Here is an 18,689-nt window from a genome sequence, read left to right as displayed (position 1 = left end):
GCTGGGAGTGCGGGGCGGGGGGGAGGTGGGGGAAAACACACAAACACCCCCCCACAAACACCCCCCCCCCGCCCGCCCCCCCCCCCCCCCCCCCCCCGCCGTTTCTTCCATTCCTATTCCGCCAGAGCAAGCGCAAAGACCCGCTCCACATCCTGCTGCGTCACCGGCCCCTCATGGACCTTCACGCCGTCCACATAGTAGGAGGGCACATAGTAGTAGTCGAAGGAGTCGGCGTATTCCTTCTCCTCCAGCTCGTCCACCACCCGGACAGGCACATCCCGCCACTCCGGATGGAATTTTTCGGTCAGAACCTCCTGCCACTTGAAGGCCCGTTTGCAGTGGGGGCAGCCCTGCTGCACGAACATCACGATCTCCTTCATGGCTCCCCCTTACTTCCGGTTGACGAAGTCCACTTCGATCTTGCCGCCGCAGACCATGCCCAGTTCCGCCGCCGCGTGGGAGAGGTCATAGAGCCTGTGGTCGCGCTCCGCGCCGTTTTTGATCATCTCCAGGGCATCCAGCTTGGCCTGGTATTCCACTGCGCCGCCGCCGATGGTGCCCACGCACTTCCCGTCGGGCCGCACCAGCATCCACGTTCCCTCTCCCCGGGGGGCGGAACCGCTCTTGCGGGTGATGGTGCACAGCACACCCTTTTCGCCGGGGGGCGGCGGGGTGCCGGGGCCCTTTCTGGCCCGTTCCTGGATGATCTCGCCCAGGATGGACACGGCGATCTCCGCCGGGGTCTGGGCGCCGATCTGCAGCCCCACCGGAGAGTGGACGCCGGCCAGCACGTTGGCCGGATAGCCCTCCTCCCGCATCCGCTTCATCACGGCGGCCACCTTGATGCGGCTGCCGATCATGCCCACATAGGCGTAGTCGCCCTGAAGCACCTTGGCCAGACAGTCGCTGTCAAAGGCGTGGCCCCGGGTCAGGATCACATAATAGTCATCCTCCCGGCTGCCCAACTGGTCCAGGGCGTCCAGGAAGGGCATGCACAGGACCTGGGAAGCCATGGAGAATCGCTCCTCATTGGCAAATTCCGGGCGGTCGTCGATAACCACGATATCGAACTCCAGATGGCTGGCCATATAGGCCACCTCCAGCGACACGTGGCCGCCGCCGCACAAAATCAGTCGTTCCATTTCTTGTTCTCCTCTTTGCTGCGGGGCGCCCTGTGCACCCCGTTAAATCATGTTTCCGCCGTTTTTCCGGCGGAAATAGAGCAGGCCCTCCAGCACGCCGCCGCCGATGGCCCTGGCCTTGTCCGAGATGGTAAAGCAGTGGTCATAGGCGCAGCGGGGGTCGATATCCCCGGATTTCATCCCCTGCGTCACATGGAGCCCATCGGGCAGCATGCCCCGGACGGTGCCCGGCATCAGGGCATAGACCGGCTCATCGTCCACCCTGGCTACCACGTCCCCCTTGCTCACCGTGTCGCCGATGGCGGCCACCGGGTGGAATACGCCATCCCGGCAGGCCCGGATGATCCGCTCTGTGGTGTACCCGCCAATGTCGCCGGGCACACCGGTGTTGGGGATGGCGCTCCCCTCCTCGATGACACGGCCCAGATAGTGGCCCCGCTTGGTCTCGATGACGGCGTGGCAGTCCACCCCGGCGGTAAAGCCGGGGCCCATAGCCAGCACGATGGGCGCGTCATCGATCTTCGTGTTCACATTATACTTGGCCAGGATGGCATCCACCTCGGCGTCAAAGGGGAGCTGGGTGCGGATGGCCGCCTCCGGGTCCACCAGCACCGGGATCTCTCCCCGCTCCACACAGGTCATGGCCTGCTCCGGGGTGTCCACCCGGCGGGCCGTCACCCCCTCTACCACGGTCGTGCCGTCGTAGATACACTGGCAGAAGGCCACCGTCCGCCGCACCGCCGTGGGCTGCGCGATATCGGTCATCACGATCTTCATCCCCGCCCGGTACAGGCGGTAGGCCACTCCCGTGGCCAGATCTCCCGCGCCCTTGATCAGAACCAGCATAGTCCTCCCCGCTCCTTTTCGCTGTAACGCTGGATCAGCGTCAGAATGCCCAGCCGGCTGAGGCCGGCGGCGATGACCTCCGCCCGCCTACGCAGGTCGGAGGTATCCGTCTTGTTGAGAATGCAGCGGTAGTCCATGCCCTCCGCCACGCTTTTCCGGCTCCCCGCCGGACTGGATAATATGCGGATATAATCCTCCTCGGTGACCGGCGCGTCCAGAGGTTTGTTCAGAAAAGCGGCCACCCGCTCGGGCCGGTGGCAGATCTCGCCGATGGGCCTGTCCAGCGCGTCCATGCCCGCCAGGGCCAGCACCGCGTCGCTCTCCGGCGGGATCACCGGCTCATGCTCCGCCGGTACCTTCAGGGGCTTGATCCGCGCCCCGTCCCCCTCAATGAGGACAATGTCGGCCACGGTTTTGCACACCCCGATCTCCCCGGTGCCGCACAGCTTGTCCGCCCGGCCCAGCGTACCCAGGGTGATGACGCCATGCCTGTCCAGGCATTCCCGCAGATGGCCCGGCTCCGGGTCGTCGGTGAGAAAGAGCCGGGGATGGGGCATGATATGGGTGCTGGTGGTAACGATGACGGTCCGCCCCGCCTCCCTGGCCTCGTGGGCCAGGGCGTACATGGTGGTGGTCTTTCCTCCGCCGCCCACCAGGGTCACCGCCCGGTGGCGGTCCATATCCAGATGAAGGTCGCTCCAAAGGCTCATATTATCCTCCCATGAGGTGCTCAATGAGGATCTTCGCTCCGATGCCGATGAGCACCAGTCCGCCCACCAGCTCAGCCCGCTTCTGAAACAGGCAGCCCAGCCGGCGGCCGGCCAGACCGCCCACCACTGACAGGACGAAGGCCACCACGCCGATGACGCAGGCGGAGAACAGAATGTTTACATCCGTGACCATGAAGGCCATGGACACTCCCACCGCCAGCGCGTCGATGCTGGTGGCCACAGCCAGTACCGTCAGCCGTCTGGCCGTCAGCTCGGCGGGGCCCTCCTCCCGCTGGCAGGAGTCCTTGCCCCAGGCGCCCACCACCATCCGGCCGCCGATGAAGGCCAGCAGGCCAAAGGCGATCCAATGATCCACCGCTTCTATGTACGCGCTGACGCTGCTGCCCAAAAACCAGCCGATGAGAGGCATGGCAAACTGGAATCCGCCAAAATAGAGCCCCATCTTTACCGCGTGCTTCCATCCAAAGCCCGGCACCGAAATGCCGCTGGATACCGATACCGCAAAGGCGTCCAGCGCCAGGCTGACCGCGATCAGAAAAATCTCTATCAATCCAGATCCCCCGCTATATTGATTTTACTTATCGGTATATTATAGCAGATTGCGGCTCAATATGCCATCTTTTTTAAACTCACCACTCTACTTTTTGTGTTTCTCTTGCATGCCGTCCCGAAACAGGGTATGCTGGTAGAATCAAAGGAGTTCAAAAGGGGCAAATGCTCCTTTTCAACCGCATTACGAAACAAGGAGGAGAGGCCCCATGACCCACGAGGACTATATGCGCCGGGCCCTGGAGCTGGCCCGGGAGGCCATGGAGGAGGGAGAGGTCCCGGTGGGCTGCGTGGTGGTCTGGGAGGACGGACGCATCGTAGGCCAGGGCCGCAACCGCCGGGAGACCGCCAGGGACGCCCTGGGCCACGCCGAGCTGGAGGCCATCCGGCAGGCCAACGCCGTCCTGGGGGGCTGGCGGCTGCACAAGGCTGCGCTCTATGTGACCCTGGAGCCCTGCCCCATGTGTGCCGGCGCCATCATCAACGCCCGCATCCCCCAGGTCTGGTACGGCGCCGATGATCCAAAGGCCGGGTGCTGCGGCTCCGTGCTGGACCTGTTTGCCCAGCCCTTCAATCACCACCCTCAGGTCCACCGCGGCCTTCTGGAAGAGGAGTGCGCCGCCCTGCTCCAGGAGTTCTTTCAGCGTCTGCGGGAAAAGCGGCGCGCGGCCAGGGAGGGCCGCCGGGAGGTTGGGGATTGAATTGTTTATTCTTTTGTAATAAATTTGCTTTCTTTCTTCACAAATACCCGGTAACATAATACTCAGCAAGCAGGCCGTTTCTTTTTCTTTCATCCTCCATCTGGCGGATACCGGCGGTGTGAAAAACATCGCCGGTATCTGTCTTTTTTCCGCCCCACGTCTCAGCTCAACCGCCCACCATATCCTTCACGAAAACTTGACATAAAACGCGAAAAATTTAAAACTCTTGTAACACCTTTCGTTTTATTTGTTAACAACTCTCGGGTATTATAATACTCGCAAGAGACAGTTTCTTTTCATTTCATTGTATCCTCTTTCCTATGCAGGACCGGACGTCAGGAGCAGGCGTCCGGTTTTGCTATGTATGGACCTTTTCAGTTCCCGGTCAGCAAAAAAGCAGGAGGAGCGGTTTTCCGCTCCTCCTGCTTTTTGTTGTCTCAGCGCTCCTCCCGGAAGTAGGCCACGCCCAGATGGGCGGGAGGCTGGCTTTCCCGCTTCTGCCGGATGCTGACGGCGATGAGCACCAGCACCGTGGCGATATAGGGCACGGTATCGTAGATGGGGCCGAAGGCCGTGCCGCCGAAGGGCACATAGAACCGCAGGATAGACAGCGCGCCGAACACCAGGCTGCCCACCAGGGCCCGGGCCGGGCTCCAGGTGGCGAAGATGACCAGGGCCACGGCGATCCAGCCCTTGCCGCTGATGCAGTTGTGCTGCCAGACACCGTTGAACTGGGCCATGACGATGTACATGCCGCCCAGGCCGCAGATGCCGCCGCCCAGGCAGGTGGCCGCGTACTGATAGGCCGTGACGCTGATGCCGGCGGCGTCGGCGGTGCCGGGATTCTCGCCCACCGAGCGCAGGTTCAGTCCGGTCCGGCTGCGGCCCAGGAACCACATGAGCGCCACCGCCAGGGCCACGCCCACATACACCAGATAGTTGTAGGAGAAAAAGAGCTTGGCAAGGCCGGTGAGGGCGGTGTTGCCGGTAAAGACGGCCTTGGTGCCCGTCCCCACGCTGGCAAAGCCTCCGGCCTGGTTGTTCATCAGCTCGCCCACGAAATTGCCGAAGCCGGTGCCGAAGATGGTCAGGGCCAGACCGGTGACGTTCTGGTTGGCCCGCAGGGTGATGGTGAGCACGCTGTACACCAGCGCGCCGAAGGCCGCGCACAAAAAGGCGCACACCGTGGCGATGAGGGCAGCCGTCATACCGGAGGCCGCGGCCCCCGCCGCCTGCTCGTAGTAGTAGGCTCCGGCCAGACCGGCCACGCCGCCCATGTACATCATGCCCTCCACGCCCAAATTCAGGTTGCCGCTCTTCTCAGTGAGGATCTCGCCCAGGGTGCCGAAAAGCAGGGGCGCGCCGGCGGCCACCGCCGCCACCAGAAAGGCGATCACTTGGAAGTTATCCATGCTTCCGCTCCCCCTTTCCCCGGAAAATGAGCCGGTAGCGGATGAAGAACTCGCACCCCAGCATGAAGAACAAGATCACGCCGGTGAGCATCTCAGAGGCCGAAGCCGGGATCTTGTAGGCGGTCTGGATGGCGTCGGCGCCCTTCTCCAGCACCGCCAGCAGGGCGGCGATGACCACCATGGCAAAGGAGTTGAGCTTGGCCAGCCAGGCCACGGTGATGGCGGTGAAGCCGATGCCGCCGGCGGTGTTCTCCGTCAGGGTACCCGACGCGCCGGAGACCTGGAGGAAGCCCACCAGGCCGGCGATGCCGCCGGAAATAAACATGGTACGCATGATGATCCTGGACACGTTCATGCCCGCGTACTGGGCGGTACGGACGCTCTCGCCCACCACGGCGATCTCATAGCCCTGCTTGCTGTATTTCAGGTAGGCGAACATCAGCGCCGTCAGCACCAGCACGATGATCCACCCGATGTGGACGCCCAGCACCGTGGGCAGCAGGGCCGCCCCGCCGAACATGGGGATCTTGGGATAGCCGGAGGTGTTGAGTCCCGGCCCCCAGGGGCCGTTCTGCAGGTACTTCACCAGGCCCAGCACGATGTAGTTGAGCATCAGGGTGAACAGGGTCTCGTTGGTGCCCCAGCGGGCCTTGAACACCGCGGGGAGCAGGCCCCACAGTCCGCCGGCGACCACTGCCGCCACACCCATGACCACCAGCAGCACCGGGCGGGGCAGGCCGTCGCACCAGAACAGGGCGAAGTAGCTGGCGGCCACGGCGCCCGCCAGGATCTGCCCCTCGGCGCCGATGTTCCAGAATTTCATCTTGAAGGCCGGGGCAATGGCCAGGGCCGCTCCCAGCAGGGGGATGGCCTTTTTCACCGTCTCCCGGACGGCCCGGGGCTTGCCCAGGGCGCCGGTGAGCATGGTGCCGTAGACCTCCAGCGGGTTATGGCCCAGCAGCAGGATGATGAGCCCGCCGGTGGCCAGGGCCAGCAGGACGGCGGCGGCACGGATGGCCCACGCCTTGCCCCGGGAAATATCGCTCCGCTTGGCCAGACGGACCGCCGGCTCCCGGGTCGCGTTCTTTTGGCTCATACGCTCACGCTCCCTTCCGTACCGGGCAGGCGGGTCATCAGCAGACCCACCTCTTCCTTGGTGGCCGTTTCCCCGTCCACGATGCCGGATACCCGTCCGCCGCAGAGCACCAGGATGCGGTCGCACAGCTCCAGCAGCACGTCCAGGTCCTCGCCCACCAGGATGACGGCCACGCCCAGCTTCTTCTGCTCATTGAGCAGGTGGTAAATGGTGTAGGCCGAGTTGATGTCCAGGCCCCGGACCGGGTAGGCGGTCATGAGCACCGTGGGGCTGGAGGCGATCTCCCGTCCCACCAGCACCTTCTGCACGTTTCCGCCGGAGAGCCGGCGCACCGGCGTGGATACGCCGGGGGTGACGATCTCCAGCTCCTCGATGAGCTTCTGAGCCAGCTCTCTGGGGGGCTTGCGGTCCACCAGCGGGCCCTTACCCCGCTGATAGGTCTTGAGCATCATGTTGTCCACCATGTCCATGCCGGCCACCAGGCCCATGCCCAGCCGGTCCTCGGGCACAAAGGCCAGGGACACGCCGATCTTCTGGATCTGGGTGGGCGTCTTGCCCACCAGCTCCTCCCCCGCTTTGTCCACCGGCACATGGAGGCCGGCGATATCCGAGTTGGGATGGGGCGGATAGTAGAAGATGTGGCCCGACTCCACGCTGTGAAGGCCGGCGACACACTCCAGCAGCTCCTTCTGTCCCGAGCCGGCGATACCGGCGATGCCCAGGATCTCGCCGCCCCGGGCCTGGAAGGATACGTCGGTAAGGGCCTTGATTCCATCCTCCTTCATGCAGTTGAGGCCCTTGACCTCCAGCCGCAGATCCTGATACTTGGTCTTGGGCCGCTCGATATCCAGACTCACCGCGCGGCCCACCATCATTTCGGTGAGCTTCTGGGGATCGGTGTCGGCGGTGTTGACGGTTCCGATGTACTTGCCCTTGCGGAGGACCGCCACCTTGTCGGAGATGGCCATGACCTCGTGGAGCTTGTGGGTGATGATGATGATGGACTTGCCGTCGGCCTTCATGTTGCGCAGCACGGCGAAGAGCTTGTCGGTCTCCTGGGGGGTCAGTACGGCGGTGGGCTCATCCAGGATGAGGATATCCGCCCCCCGGTAAAGGACCTTGACGATCTCCACCGTCTGTTTCTGGGAGACCGACATCTCGTAGATCTTCTGGTTGGGGTCGATTTCAAAGCCGTACTTCTGGCTGATGGTCCGGATCTCCTCCGCCACCGCCCTCCGGTCCAGCCGTCCCTTTCCCTTCAGGCCCAGGATGATGTTCTCCGCCGCCGTCAGCACGTCCACCAGCTTGAAGTGCTGGTGGATCATGCCGATGCCCAGGTCATGGGCGTCCTTGGGGGAGCGGATGGTCACCTCCCGGCCGTTCACCAGGATCTGGCCGTGGTCGGGGAAATAGATGCCGGAGAGCATGTTCATCAGCGTGGTCTTGCCGCTGCCGTTCTCGCCCAGCAGGGACAGGATCTCGCCCCTCTCCAGGGACAGGGAGACCCTGTCGTTGGCCACCACTTCGCCGAAGGTCTTGGTCAGCTCCCTCAGCTCAATGGCGTACTCCTTTGCCATATACTCACCTCTCTCGCGTTGAATGGACGGCGCGCCGCGCCGTCCCGGTCGGGATATAAAACGGGGCCGCGGGGGTCCGCGGCCCCGTGATCGGGCTCACTTCTGTGTTACGGATGCCGGGAGATCACTGGTCGGAGACCACGGTCACGCCCTCCACGATGTAGTCGAAATAGGGGGCGCTGGTCTTGCCGCCGGCCACGTCGCTCTCGGCAAAGGATTCGCCCTCAGCCAGCTCCAGGGTATCGCCGTTGGAGTTGACGCCCTTGAGAGGACCGGCAAAGACCTGCTGGGAGCCGTCCTTGATGCCGGCCTCGGCGGCCTCGATGGCCTCCTTGGTGCCCTCGGCGGCGATGTCCTCGTTCAGCGCGGTCATCAGCACGGCGCCGTCAGCATAGCCCTTGGACCAGTCCATGGGGATCTCGGTGCCGTCCAGCACGGCCTGCACGGCCTCGGTGAAGTAGATGCCCCAGTCGATGCGGGTGGAGATGAGGGAGGCGCCGGGGGCGGCGGAGATCATGTCGGCGTTGTAGCCCACCTGGAACTTGCCCATCTTCTCAGCCATGGTGGCGGGACCGGTGGAGTCGGAGTGCTGGCTCACCACGCCGCAGCCTCGGTTGATGAGGGCCTCGGCAGTCTGGCTCTCCAGGTTGGCGTCATTCCAGGTGTTGGTGTAAATGACGTCCATGGTCACGTCGGGATAGACGCTCTTGGCGCCCAGATAGAAGGCGGTGTAGCCCGAGATGACCTCAGCGAAGGGGTAGGCTCCCACATAGCCCAGCTTGGGGTTGCCCATCTCCTTGGCCTTCATGCCGGCGGCGATACCGGCCAGATAACGGCCCTCGTAAATGCTGGCAAAGCAGTTATGCAGGTTGTCCAGGCCGGCCTCATGGGCCTGGAAGCCGGTGGCGTGGCAGAACTGGACCTCGGGATTCTCACGGGCGGCGGCGGTCACATAGTCGCCGAAGCCGAAGCTGGTGGCGAAAACGATCTGGCAGCCGGCGTCCACCAGCTCGTTGAGGGCGTCGGCGCACTTCTCGTCCTCAGTGACATTGTACTTGGTGATGATCTGATCGTCGGACAGGCCCAGGTTCTTCTGCATCTCCTTGACGCCCAGCACCATGTTATAGGTATAGCCCATATCGCCCTCGTCGCCGATGTGGACGAAGCCCACCTTCAGGTCCTCCTTGGCGACGCCGGCCGCGGCAGGGGGATTGCTGGCCTCCGGCTTCTTGTCGTCTCCGCCGCCGCAGGCGGCCAGGCCGAACACCATAGTGCCCGCCAGGAGCATGGCCAGAATGCGTTTCTTCATTGTAAGTTCCTCCTTTTCAAATTTGGTCTGCAAGAGTTTCCTGTTCTTCTACTAAAACGGCGCTTGCCGTGATAGTCCTCGTGGGGCTCATTCGCAGAATTCGATGGTATTGGTGGCCTCGTCCATGGATTTGACCCGGGCCAGGGACTCCACCCGCACGCCCATGGAGCGGATCAGATCGCCGCCGGGCTGGAATGCCTTCTCCACGCAGATGCCCGCGCCCACCAGGGTGGCGCCCGCATCCCGCACCAGGTTGATCAGGCCCTGCAGGGCGCTGCCGTTGGCCAGAAAGTCGTCGATGAGGAGCACCCGGTCCCCGGGGCCCAGAAATTCCTTGGACACGATGATGTCGTACACCTTGCCGTGGGTAAAGGATTCGACCTTAGAGGTATATACGTCGCCGGCGATGTTTTTAGTCTTGTTCTTCTTGGCAAAGATCACCGGCACGTTGAAGGACTGGGCCGTAATGCAGGCAATGCCGATGCCGGAGGCCTCGATGGTCAGGATCTTGTTGACCCCGCAGTCCTGAAACAGGCGGTGGAACTCCTTTCCGATCTCATTGATGAGACCGATGTCCATCTGATGGTTCAAAAAACGGTCCACCTTCAGCACCTCGGTGCCGCGGATCTTCCCGTCCTTGCGGATACGCTCTTCCAGCAGTTTCATGGCAGTCTACCATCCTCTGTCTTTTTCTGTATCTCCCCACAGGGAATTTTACGTCATATATATCATATCAGAAAAAAGCCGCCCCGTCATCCCCTTCCCAAAATTTTCTGTTCCAATTCTTAAATTTTTATGTCTACCCCCTCCTGCCATTGTTTTTCCGGCCCGGCCCTGATACAATAAAGATATTCCAATGTATTCCTGCTCTCAAAGGAGGTTCTCATGAAGCACCGTCTTACCGCCGCCCTGCTGGCGGCCGTCCTCTCGCTGTCCCTCTCCGTCCCCGCCATGGCCTACAGCGACACCGCCGGCCACTGGGCCGGGCCCGTCATTGAAAAGGCGTCCCGATACGGCCTGATGGTGGGCTATCCGGACGGCCGCTTCGGCGTGGGCGATTATCTCAATCGGGCGTCCTTCGTCACCATCCTGTGCCAGATGCTGGACTGGGCGCCGGTGAAGGACGGCTCCCCCTCCTTTATCGACTGTTCCTCCTCCCACTGGGCCTACGGCTATGTGGAGGCCGCCCGTGCCCACGGCGTGACCGACGCCGGCGGCCCCTTCCGCCCGGACGACCCCATCAGCCGGGAGGAGATGGCGGTGATGCTGGTGCGGGCCCTGGGCTACCAGACCCTGGCCGAATCCCTGTCCGCCTCCCGGGTTCCCTTCTCCGACGTGACGCGCAATGCCGGCTACATCGCCCTGGCCTACCAGATCGGCATGGTCAGCGGTATCCGTGAGGGGGACAAGCTCCTCTTCAAGCCCGCCCTCTCGGCCACCCGGGCCGAAGCGGCCACCATGCTGGTGCAGGTCTATGAGCGCTATGCCGCATCCACCGACTGGCTCCACGGGTTCTACGCCGTCTCCTCCTACAGCCAGATCAATCTGACCCGGGACATGGACGCCGTCTCCCTGGGCTGGGCCCGGATGGAGTATGACGACGCCTCCGGTCCCCGGCTCAACACCACAAAGGAGAACGGGAACAGCTGGGCCGTCCCCCAGGATCCCACCGCCGCCACCGGCTACTTCCAGCGCAACGGCACCCCCTATAACCTGTGTGTCTTTGCCTCGGGGGCAGACGCCTCCGATCCTTTGGCCTCCACTGTAGGGAAGATCACCGCCAATGCGGAGAGCCGGGCCCGGGCCATCGCCGCCCTTACCGCGGCGGCGGAGGACTACTCCGGCCTGACCATGGACTTTGAGGGGCTCAAATCCTCCCTGAAGGCAAACTACACCGCTTTTATCCGGGAGCTCCGCGCCGCCCTGCCCGCGGACAAATCCCTCTATGTCTGCGTGCAGCCCGGCCCCTGGTACACCGGGTACGACTTCCGTGCCCTGGGCGAGAGCTGCGACAAGGTCATCCTCATGGCCCACGACTACCGCTGGTCCTCCATCCCGGCCTCCTATGTGGGCACCGCCCGCACCGACTGCCCCGTCACTCCCTTCGCCAGGATCTACGACGCCCTGACTGAGATCACCGACCCGGACACCGGCGTGGCCGACCGCTCCAAGATCGCCCTGGCCCTGTCCATGGACACCACCGGCTTCAGGATCGACGAAAACGGACTGCTGCTGGACGACCAGTTCTACCGTCCCTCCATTGAGACCCTAAGCCGCCGCCTGGCCCAGAGCGATACTGTGGTCACCTACAGCCAGGAGTACCGCAATCCCTACGCCGTCTACACCGACGAGGCGGGCAGCCGCTACAAGGTCTGGTTCGAGAACGGGCAGAGCGTGGCCGACAAGATCCAGCTGGCCAGGATGTTCGGCGTCACAGGCGTATCCATCTGGCGGCTGGGCAATATCCCCGCCTGGGACAGCTATGACCTCTGGAACGCGGTGCAGGCCACCCGCTGACATCACTCCTCCCCGCCCAACGCATGAAAACAGGCGCGTGGTCAAAACCACGCGCCTGTTTTTTCTACCAGTTGTCGTTTCCAATGCCGTGCAGGATCAATTTCTCCGTCAGGGCGGCCATTTCCTCCGGGCTCTCGGCAAAGCCCCGCACCGCCCAGGTCTGTACGATGGCCACCATGCCCCCCACCAGAAAATCCAGCGCGTAATTTCTGCCCGACATATCACCAATTGGATAGATCCCCTGCCACTCTTTCAGACATTTTGTATAGATGAGCTCCCTGAGCCGCTGGAAAAAGCGGTCGTCCGTCCGGCTCTCCAGCAGGGCGGCGCAGATGCCCGCGTTCTTCCGGATGAAGCGGAACACGTCCCCCATGATGGGCCGCAGTCCGCCCCGCAGCTCCGCGGTGCCGTAGGCGTCCATCACTGCGGAGAGTTCCTCCAGCAGCTCGTTTTCGATGCGCTCCAGCATGTCGTAGATATCCCGGTAATGGCTGTAGAAGGTCCCCCGGTTCACGTCGGCCCGCTGGGCCAGCTCCTTCACCGTGATCTCGCTGATCTTCTTCTCCCGCAGCAGCCCGGTCAGCGCCTCGGAGAGCTGCCGGCGGGTCTTGCGTACCCGGCGGTCCTCACGTTCCGGTTTCGGTTCCCCTGTTTTGTTCATTATTCAACACGCTCTCCTCATCTGTCTGTTTTCAGACGCGGCCCGCCCAAACTGTTTCTTGCGTCCCGCTTTCTGTTTTCCTATAATAGACTATAATCGGTCTGCGTATTTTATTCAACACCTGTTTTTTAACCGACAGGAGGGTTTTCATGTCCTATATCTCACTGGAGCATGTGGTCAAGCGCTATCAGATGGGCGAGGTGACCATCACCGCTGCCGACGATATTACCTTTGACATTGAGAAGGGGGAGTTCGCCGTCATCGTGGGCCCCTCGGGCGCGGGCAAGACCACCGTACTCAACATTCTGGGCGGCATGGACGCCTGCGACGGCGGCACCATCCTGGTGGACGGCAGCCAGGTCAGCCGGTACAGCCAGAAGCAGCTCACCACCTACCGCCGGTATGATATCGGCTTTGTCTTTCAGTTCTACAACCTGGTCCAGAACCTGACCGCCCTGGAGAACGTGGAGCTCGCCGCCCAGATCTGCAAGGACCCGCTGGACGCCGCCGAGGTGCTGCGTCACGTGGGCCTGGGGGAGCGGATGGGCAACTTCCCCGCCCAGCTCTCCGGCGGCGAGCAGCAGCGGGTGGCCATCGCCCGGGCCCTGGCCAAGAACCCCAAGCTCCTCCTGTGCGACGAGCCCACCGGCGCGCTGGACTATGTCACCGGCAAGGCCATCCTTAAACTCCTGCAGGACACCTGCCGGGAGCAGGGCATGACGGTGGTGGTCATCACCCACAATACCGCCATCACCCCCATGGCCGACCGGGTCATCCACATCAAAAACGGCCGGGTGGACCGGGTGGAGCGCAATCCCAGCCCCACTCCGGTGGAACAGATCGAATGGTAGCGCCCCATGTTCCGGAAAGACGCTTTGCCTGAAAGGAGGGGGACCGGAGCGTGAAAAACCGCATGATCACCGACGCTGTGCGGGAGGTGCGCCATACTCTGAGCCGCTTTCTCTCCCTGTTCCTGCTGTCGGCGCTGGCGGTGGCTTTTCTGGCCGGACTGCGCACCACCGCCCCCGACATGGAATACACTGCCGATGCCTACTATGACCGGCTGGGCCTGATGGACCTGCGGGTCCTGTCCACCCTGGGACTCACCGATGAGGATGTGGCCGTTCTCTCCTCCCAGGAGGGAGTGGAAAAGGCCGAGGGGGCCTACACGGTGGACGCCCTGATCCACCAGCCGGAAAACGACCTCATCGTCAAGCTCCACTCCCTCTCGGAGCAGGGCATCAACCAGCCCAACCTCCGCTCCGGCCGCCTCCCCGAAAGCGACGGGGAGTGCCTGGTGGAACCCGCCCTGCTCACCGCGCTGGGTGCCCAGCTGGGGGATACCCTCACCCTGGACACCGGGGACGGGGACTTTGCCGGCGCCCTGGCCCGGGACACCTTTACCATCGTGGGCACTGCCGACTCCCCCCTCTACATCTCCTTCCAGCGGGGCTCCTCCTCCCTGGGCACCGGCAAGGTATCCGCCTTTGTCCTGCTCCCCGCCGGGGCTTTTTCCCTGGACTACTACACCGACGCCTACCTGACGGCGGCGGGGGGCACGGAGCTGCTCTGCTACGGCTCGGAATATGAGGATCTGACGGACGCCCTCACCGGCCGGCTGGAGCCACTGGGCGACCAGCGCGCCGGGGTGCGCTATGACGACGTCGTCGGCGAGGCCAACGACAAGCTCTCCGAGGCCCAGGCAGAGTTTGATGACGCCCAGCGGGAGGTCCAGGAGGAACTTGCCGATGCTGAGAGGGAGCTCTCCGACGCCCGAAAGGAGCTGGATGACGGCTGGCAGGAATACCGGGACGGCTGGGCCACCCTCCGCCGGGAGACCGCCGACGCCCGGCAGAAGATCGCCGACGCGGAGAAAGAGCTGCCCGACGCCCTGGAGCAGCTGGAGGACGGCGAGCGGGACTACGCCGACGGCCTGAGGGAGCTCCGGGACGGCGAGGAAGACTACGCCGACGGCCTGCAAAAGTACGGCGACGGCGTGGCCAAATATCAGGACGGCTATCAGGAACTGCTGGACGGCGAGGAGGAGTATAACGACAGCCTCCAGACCCTCCAGGATGCCCAGAAGGAGTATGACGACGGCATGGCCGAGTACCGGAAGGGCCTTCAGACCCTGGCCGACGGCGGACAGCAGCTGATGGACGCCAGGGAGGAGCTGGACCGGGCGCTGGACCGGCTCTTTGCCGCCGAACAGCAGTACTCCGCCGGTAAGGCCGAGCTGGAGGCAGGCCAGGCCCAGCTCACCCAGCTTCAGGGGGGCTATACCCAACTCCAGGCCGGGCTGGCCGGATTCACCCTCAATGATCCCGCCGTGTTCGCCCAGGAGCTCTCCGCCCTGACTCTGGATCCCACCGGCATGGCTGCCGCCCAGTTCCACCAGGGCGTGGTGCTCTCCCTCCGCGCCATGCTGGAGGGGCTGCGGCCCCAGCTCCCCCAGGAGCAGCAGGCCGCTGTGGATCAGCTGCTCTCCGGCCTGCCCGCCGATGCCGATACCTTTGCCTACCTGCTCTCCCAGGACGAGGCCCGTATGGGCATGGCCCGGAGCATCTGCGGCTCCATGGCCTTCATCGGGCAGGTGCTGCCCGCTCTGAAGCAGCAGCTCCAGGCCGGAGAGGCCAGTCTGGCCTCCGGCGCCGAGCAGCTCCGCTGGGGCTGGAGCGAGTATCAGGACGGCATGGACCAGTACCGGGAAGCCAAGAAGGAGTTTGACCAGGGCGCGGAGGAGGCCATTTCCTCCGGCCAGACGCTCTCCGACGCCAAGGCCGAGCTGGACGAGGGCTGGGGCAAGCTCCACAGCGGCCGGAAGGAGCTGGACGACGGCTGGAGCGAGCTTCAGGACGCCAAACGGGAGCTGGAGGACGGCGAGGCCGAGCTGAACGACGCCAGGATCAAGCTGGATGACGGCTGGCGGGAACTGGCCGACGCCCGCGCCAAGCTGGACGACGGCTGGCAGGAGTACCGGAACGGACTGGCCGAGCTCTCCGACGCCAGAGAAAAGCTGCCCGGGGAGATCGCCCGGGCGGAAGCGGAGCTCGCTGACGCCCTCCGGGAGCTGGAGGACGGCGAGGCCGAGTACGCCGACGGTCTGGCCGAGTATGAGGACGGCAGGGCCGAGGCGGAGGAGGAGCTCTCCGACGCCCGGCGCAAGCTCAACGACGCCCGGCGGGACATCGCCGGGATCGAGAACTGCCGGTGGTATATCTTGGGCCGGAATACCAATATGGGCTATGTGTCCTTCCAGCAGGACGCCGAGCGCATGGGCAACCTGGCCTCTGTGTTCCCCCTGATCTTCTTCCTGGTGGCCGCTCTGGTCTGCCTGACCACCATGACCCGCATGGTGGAGGAGCAGCGGGTCCAGATCGGCTCCATCAAGGCCCTGGGCTACAGCAAGTGGGCCATCTCCCTGAAATACGTGGGTTACGGCTTCTTTTCCAGCCTGCTGGGCGGCGTGGCCGGTCTGGCCTTCGGCTGCACGCTGATCCCCTTTATCATCTTCAACGCCTGGAAGATCCTCTACACGGTAGGAGATCTGATCATCCCCCCCTCCCCCGGCATCTGCCTGCTGGCCCTGGGGGCGGCAGTCCTCTGCGTTACCGGCGCCGCGGTGGGGGCCACCTTCTCCACTCTCACCGCAGTGCCCGCCACCCTGATGCGGCCCAAGGCCCCGCCCGCCGGCAAGCGGGTACTGCTGGAGCGCATCGGTCCCCTGTGGCGGCGGCTCTCCTTTACCTATAAAGTGACCATACGCAACCTCTTCCGCTATCAGAAGCGGTTCTGGATGACGGTGGCCGGCATCGGCGGCTGTACCGCGCTGATCGTCACCGCCTTCGGCCTGCGCAATTCCATCTACGACATCATGGATAAACAGTTCGACGAGATCTCCATCTACAGCGCCAGCATCGGTCTGGAGGACGACGTTACCGACGATGAGCTTCTGGAGATCGGCCGGGCTCTGGACGGGACCGGCCTGGTGGAGGCCTGGCTGCCCAGCTGCCAGCTCTCCCTCTCCGCCGAGGGCGAGGAGCAGACCGTGGACGTCACCCTCTTCGCCGTGGAGGACACGGACGCCTTCGGGCAGTTCATCCGTTTCCGCCACCGGCTGGACGATGAGCCGGTGGTCCTGCCTGACGACGGCGCCGTGCTCACTGAAAAGCTGGCCTCCCTTCTGGGGGTAGAGGTGGGCGACACCCTGACCCTGGACGGCGACGAGCGGGTCACCATCCGGGTGGCCGACATTACAGAGAACTATATTCTTCATTATGTCTATCTGTCCAGCGCCTATTATCAGTCCCTCTACGGCGAGGAACCGCCGGTGAATTCCCTGCTGGCCTGCTATACCGATAACAGCACCGACACCGCCGACGCCGTTTCCTCCGCCGTCATCCCCCTCTCCGGCGTCACCTCGGTCTCCCGCAATCAGGACACCCGGGACACCTTCTTCAAGAGTCTGGAGAGTGTGGACTATGCCGTGATCCTCATCATCGTGTGCGCCGCCGCCCTGGCCTTCATCGTGCTCTACAACCTGACCAACATCAACATCACCGAGCGCCTGCGGGAGCTGGCCACCCTGAAGGTCCTGGGCTTCTACGACCGGGAGCTCTCGGCCTATGTGTACCGGGAAAACCTGTTCCTGACGGTATTCGGCATCCTGGTGGGACTGGTCATGGGCAAGTTTCTCCACCAGTGGCTCATCCTGACGGTGGAGATCGACCGGCTCATGTTCGGCCGCACGGTGCGCCCCATCAGCTATCTCTACGCGGTGCTCCTCACCGCGTGCTTCTCAGTGCTGGTCAATCTGGCCGCTCACCGGAGGCTGAAAAGGATCGACATGGTGGAATCCCTCAAGACCGTGGAATAACTTTCCCACAGCCCGGCAAGGACCGCATAGCGGCCCGCCGGGCTGTTTTTCTGCCCCATTCCGCTTTTGATACTAATTTCAAATGAAATGCTTTCATTTGAAATTCCGTGCGCTGCGCGCACTGGTATCATGCGTACCGCATGATACCGCGTCTCATAAAAATCTGACGCGCTTCGCGCTATAAAAAACTTTTCAAGCTTTTTATCAGGTTTTAGTATGAAACAGAAATTGCCGAATCTTTAAAGTAAATATTTCCCATCCGACCAAATACAGCAGATTTTGCCCGTATCTATGGTAAAATATGGTTATCAATCTACTGTGATGGGAGTGACCCCTCCATGATCCTGACCCGCAAAAAGGGACTCTTCGAGAGTACCCGCGTCCTCTTTCTCCCCATAGCCTCCATCAGCCCCAACCCCAACCAGCCCCGCAAGACCTTTGCCCAGGACGGCCTGGAGGAATTGGCCGCCAGCATCCGTCTCTACGGCGTCCTGCAGCCCCTGTCGGTACGCAAGACCGACGCCGGCTATGAGCTTGTCTCCGGTGAGCGGCGGCTGCGGGCCTCCTCCCTGGCCGGACTCAGCGAGGTGCCCTGTATCCTGGTCAACGTGGACGACGAGGCCTCTTCCCTGCTGGCGCTGATCGAAAATCTCCAGCGCCGGGACCTGGACTTTGTGGAGGAGGCCGCCGCCCTGGCCAAGCTCATCCGCACCTTCCACCTCTCCCAGGAGGAAGCTGCCCAGAAGATCGGCAAATCCCAGTCCGCTGTGGCCAACAAGCTGCGGCTGCTCCGGCTTCCTCCCGATGTGCTGGCCCTGCTGCGCGAGCACCACTTTACCGAGCGGCACGCCCGGGCCCTCCTTCGGTTGGAATCCCCCAATGAACAGCGTGCGGCGGCCCACTACGTTGTGGAGCACTGTCTCACCGTGGCAAAGACCGAGCAGTACGTAGAGGGCCTTTTGAACCCCGCCCCCTCCGGCGCCAAGCCCAAGCCCTTTTTCATCATTAAGGACGTCCGTCTGTTTCTCAACTCCATTACCAAGGGGCTCAATTTGATGAAGAGCGCCGGTGTGGACGCCAACTGCGACCGACAGGACACGGAGGACTCTATTCTGCTCACCATCAAGATCCCCAAGCAGGCGCGGAACTGATGTTTCACGTGAAACATTAACTCCCCGCATTACGGGTCCTGTTGACCACAAAATGAAAAGGACAAGCAGCTGAGGATGTTTCACGTGAAACATCCTCAGCCTTTTTGCGTTTTGGGAGATT

16 protein-coding genes are annotated in these 18,689 nt (G+C 63.1%); 5 read left to right on the top strand and 11 right to left on the bottom strand.

Annotated elements, in window-relative coordinates:
• Window positions 1-113 precede the first annotated feature (113 nt).
• From ACTNBZ_RS11030 to ACTNBZ_RS11010, 5 genes are read right to left on the bottom strand one after another with little or no spacing between them, the layout of a single operon-like run.
• Window positions 114-380: a thioredoxin gene (locus ACTNBZ_RS11030; RefSeq protein ID WP_441209885.1), complete on the bottom strand. Its 267-nt coding sequence runs from the start codon at window positions 378-380 to the stop codon at window positions 114-116.
• A 9-nt stretch (window positions 381-389) separates the two neighbouring features.
• Window positions 390-1,142, bottom strand: a complete 753-nt coding sequence (locus ACTNBZ_RS11025) for an XdhC family protein (RefSeq protein WP_441209883.1) — start codon at window positions 1,140-1,142, stop codon at window positions 390-392.
• A gap of 42 nt (window positions 1,143-1,184) precedes the next feature.
• Window positions 1,185-1,988: a selenium-dependent molybdenum cofactor biosynthesis protein YqeB gene (gene yqeB / locus ACTNBZ_RS11020; protein ID WP_441209881.1), complete on the bottom strand. Its 804-nt coding sequence runs from the start codon at window positions 1,986-1,988 to the stop codon at window positions 1,185-1,187.
• A complete protein-coding gene (gene yqeC / locus ACTNBZ_RS11015; RefSeq protein WP_441209879.1) occupies window positions 1,976-2,698 on the bottom strand; it encodes a selenium cofactor biosynthesis protein YqeC in 723 nt (240 codons plus the stop codon). Before yqeC ends, yqeB begins: the two co-directional genes overlap by 13 nt.
• A 1-nt stretch (window position 2,699) precedes the next feature.
• Window positions 2,700-3,269, bottom strand: a complete 570-nt coding sequence (locus ACTNBZ_RS11010; protein WP_441209877.1) for a manganese efflux pump MntP — start codon at window positions 3,267-3,269, stop codon at window positions 2,700-2,702.
• Between the two features lie 208 nt (window positions 3,270-3,477).
• On the opposite strand from ACTNBZ_RS11010, the gene tadA reads away from it, so the two are divergent.
• On the top strand, window positions 3,478-3,969 hold the full coding sequence (tadA, locus tag ACTNBZ_RS11005; RefSeq protein ID WP_441209875.1) for a tRNA adenosine(34) deaminase TadA: 492 nt from the start codon (window positions 3,478-3,480) through the stop codon (window positions 3,967-3,969).
• Window positions 3,970-4,406: 437 nt separating this feature from the next.
• Here the strand turns inward: tadA and ACTNBZ_RS11000 are convergent, their stop codons facing one another.
• The 5 genes from ACTNBZ_RS11000 to ACTNBZ_RS10980 all read right to left on the bottom strand — a co-directional run bounded on the left by ACTNBZ_RS11000 (window position 4,407) and on the right by ACTNBZ_RS10980 (window position 10,029).
• Window positions 4,407-5,381: an ABC transporter permease gene (locus ACTNBZ_RS11000; RefSeq protein ID WP_441209873.1), complete on the bottom strand. Its 975-nt coding sequence runs from the start codon at window positions 5,379-5,381 to the stop codon at window positions 4,407-4,409.
• Entirely contained in the window at window positions 5,374-6,477 is a 1,104-nt protein-coding gene (locus tag ACTNBZ_RS10995; RefSeq protein ID WP_441209871.1) for an ABC transporter permease, read from the bottom strand. The genes ACTNBZ_RS11000 and ACTNBZ_RS10995 overlap by 8 nt, the downstream gene beginning before the upstream one ends.
• On the bottom strand, window positions 6,474-8,054 hold the full coding sequence (locus ACTNBZ_RS10990; protein WP_441209870.1) for an ABC transporter ATP-binding protein: 1,581 nt from the start codon (window positions 8,052-8,054) through the stop codon (window positions 6,474-6,476). Before ACTNBZ_RS10990 ends, ACTNBZ_RS10995 begins: the two co-directional genes overlap by 4 nt.
• 124 nt (window positions 8,055-8,178) lie before the next feature.
• Window positions 8,179-9,363 (bottom strand): BMP family ABC transporter substrate-binding protein, encoded by a 1,185-nt coding sequence (locus ACTNBZ_RS10985; protein WP_441209868.1) that lies wholly within the window; start codon window positions 9,361-9,363, stop codon window positions 8,179-8,181.
• An 87-nt stretch (window positions 9,364-9,450) separates the two neighbouring features.
• Complete coding sequence (locus tag ACTNBZ_RS10980; RefSeq protein WP_441209866.1) at window positions 9,451-10,029, bottom strand: xanthine phosphoribosyltransferase; 579 nt, start codon at window positions 10,027-10,029, stop codon at window positions 9,451-9,453.
• Between the two features lie 219 nt (window positions 10,030-10,248).
• Between ACTNBZ_RS10980 and ACTNBZ_RS10975 the strand changes: the two genes are divergently transcribed.
• Window positions 10,249-11,880: an S-layer homology domain-containing protein gene (locus ACTNBZ_RS10975; RefSeq protein WP_441209864.1), complete on the top strand. Its 1,632-nt coding sequence runs from the start codon at window positions 10,249-10,251 to the stop codon at window positions 11,878-11,880.
• 64 nt (window positions 11,881-11,944) lie between these two features.
• Here ACTNBZ_RS10975 and ACTNBZ_RS10970 read toward each other — a convergent pair whose 3' ends face one another.
• Entirely contained in the window at window positions 11,945-12,541 is a 597-nt protein-coding gene (locus ACTNBZ_RS10970) for a TetR/AcrR family transcriptional regulator (protein WP_441209862.1), read from the bottom strand.
• 149 nt (window positions 12,542-12,690) lie between these two features.
• Here ACTNBZ_RS10970 and ACTNBZ_RS10965 point away from each other — a divergent pair, with 149 nt between their 5' ends.
• The 3 genes from ACTNBZ_RS10965 (at window position 12,691) to ACTNBZ_RS10955 (ending at window position 18,568) form a co-directional block, all read left to right on the top strand.
• Window positions 12,691-13,392 (top strand): ABC transporter ATP-binding protein, encoded by a 702-nt coding sequence (locus tag ACTNBZ_RS10965; RefSeq protein ID WP_441209860.1) that lies wholly within the window; start codon window positions 12,691-12,693, stop codon window positions 13,390-13,392.
• Window positions 13,393-13,442: 50 nt separating this feature from the next.
• Window positions 13,443-17,417 carry an FtsX-like permease family protein gene (locus ACTNBZ_RS10960; RefSeq protein WP_441209858.1) on the top strand — a complete coding sequence of 1,325 codons (3,975 nt, stop codon included), beginning with the start codon at window positions 13,443-13,445 and terminating at the stop codon, window positions 17,415-17,417.
• Window positions 17,418-17,755: 338 nt separating this feature from the next.
• A complete protein-coding gene (locus tag ACTNBZ_RS10955; protein WP_441209856.1) occupies window positions 17,756-18,568 on the top strand; it encodes a ParB/RepB/Spo0J family partition protein in 813 nt (270 codons plus the stop codon).
• The last annotated feature ends 121 nt before the right edge of the window (window positions 18,569-18,689 follow it).

This window comes from Pseudoflavonifractor sp. HCP28S3_F10, from assembly GCF_052065415.1.
In the GTDB taxonomy this organism is placed as follows: domain Bacteria; phylum Bacillota; class Clostridia; order Oscillospirales; family Oscillospiraceae; genus Pseudoflavonifractor_A.
This window is presented reverse-complemented; position numbering and strand designations above follow the sequence as displayed.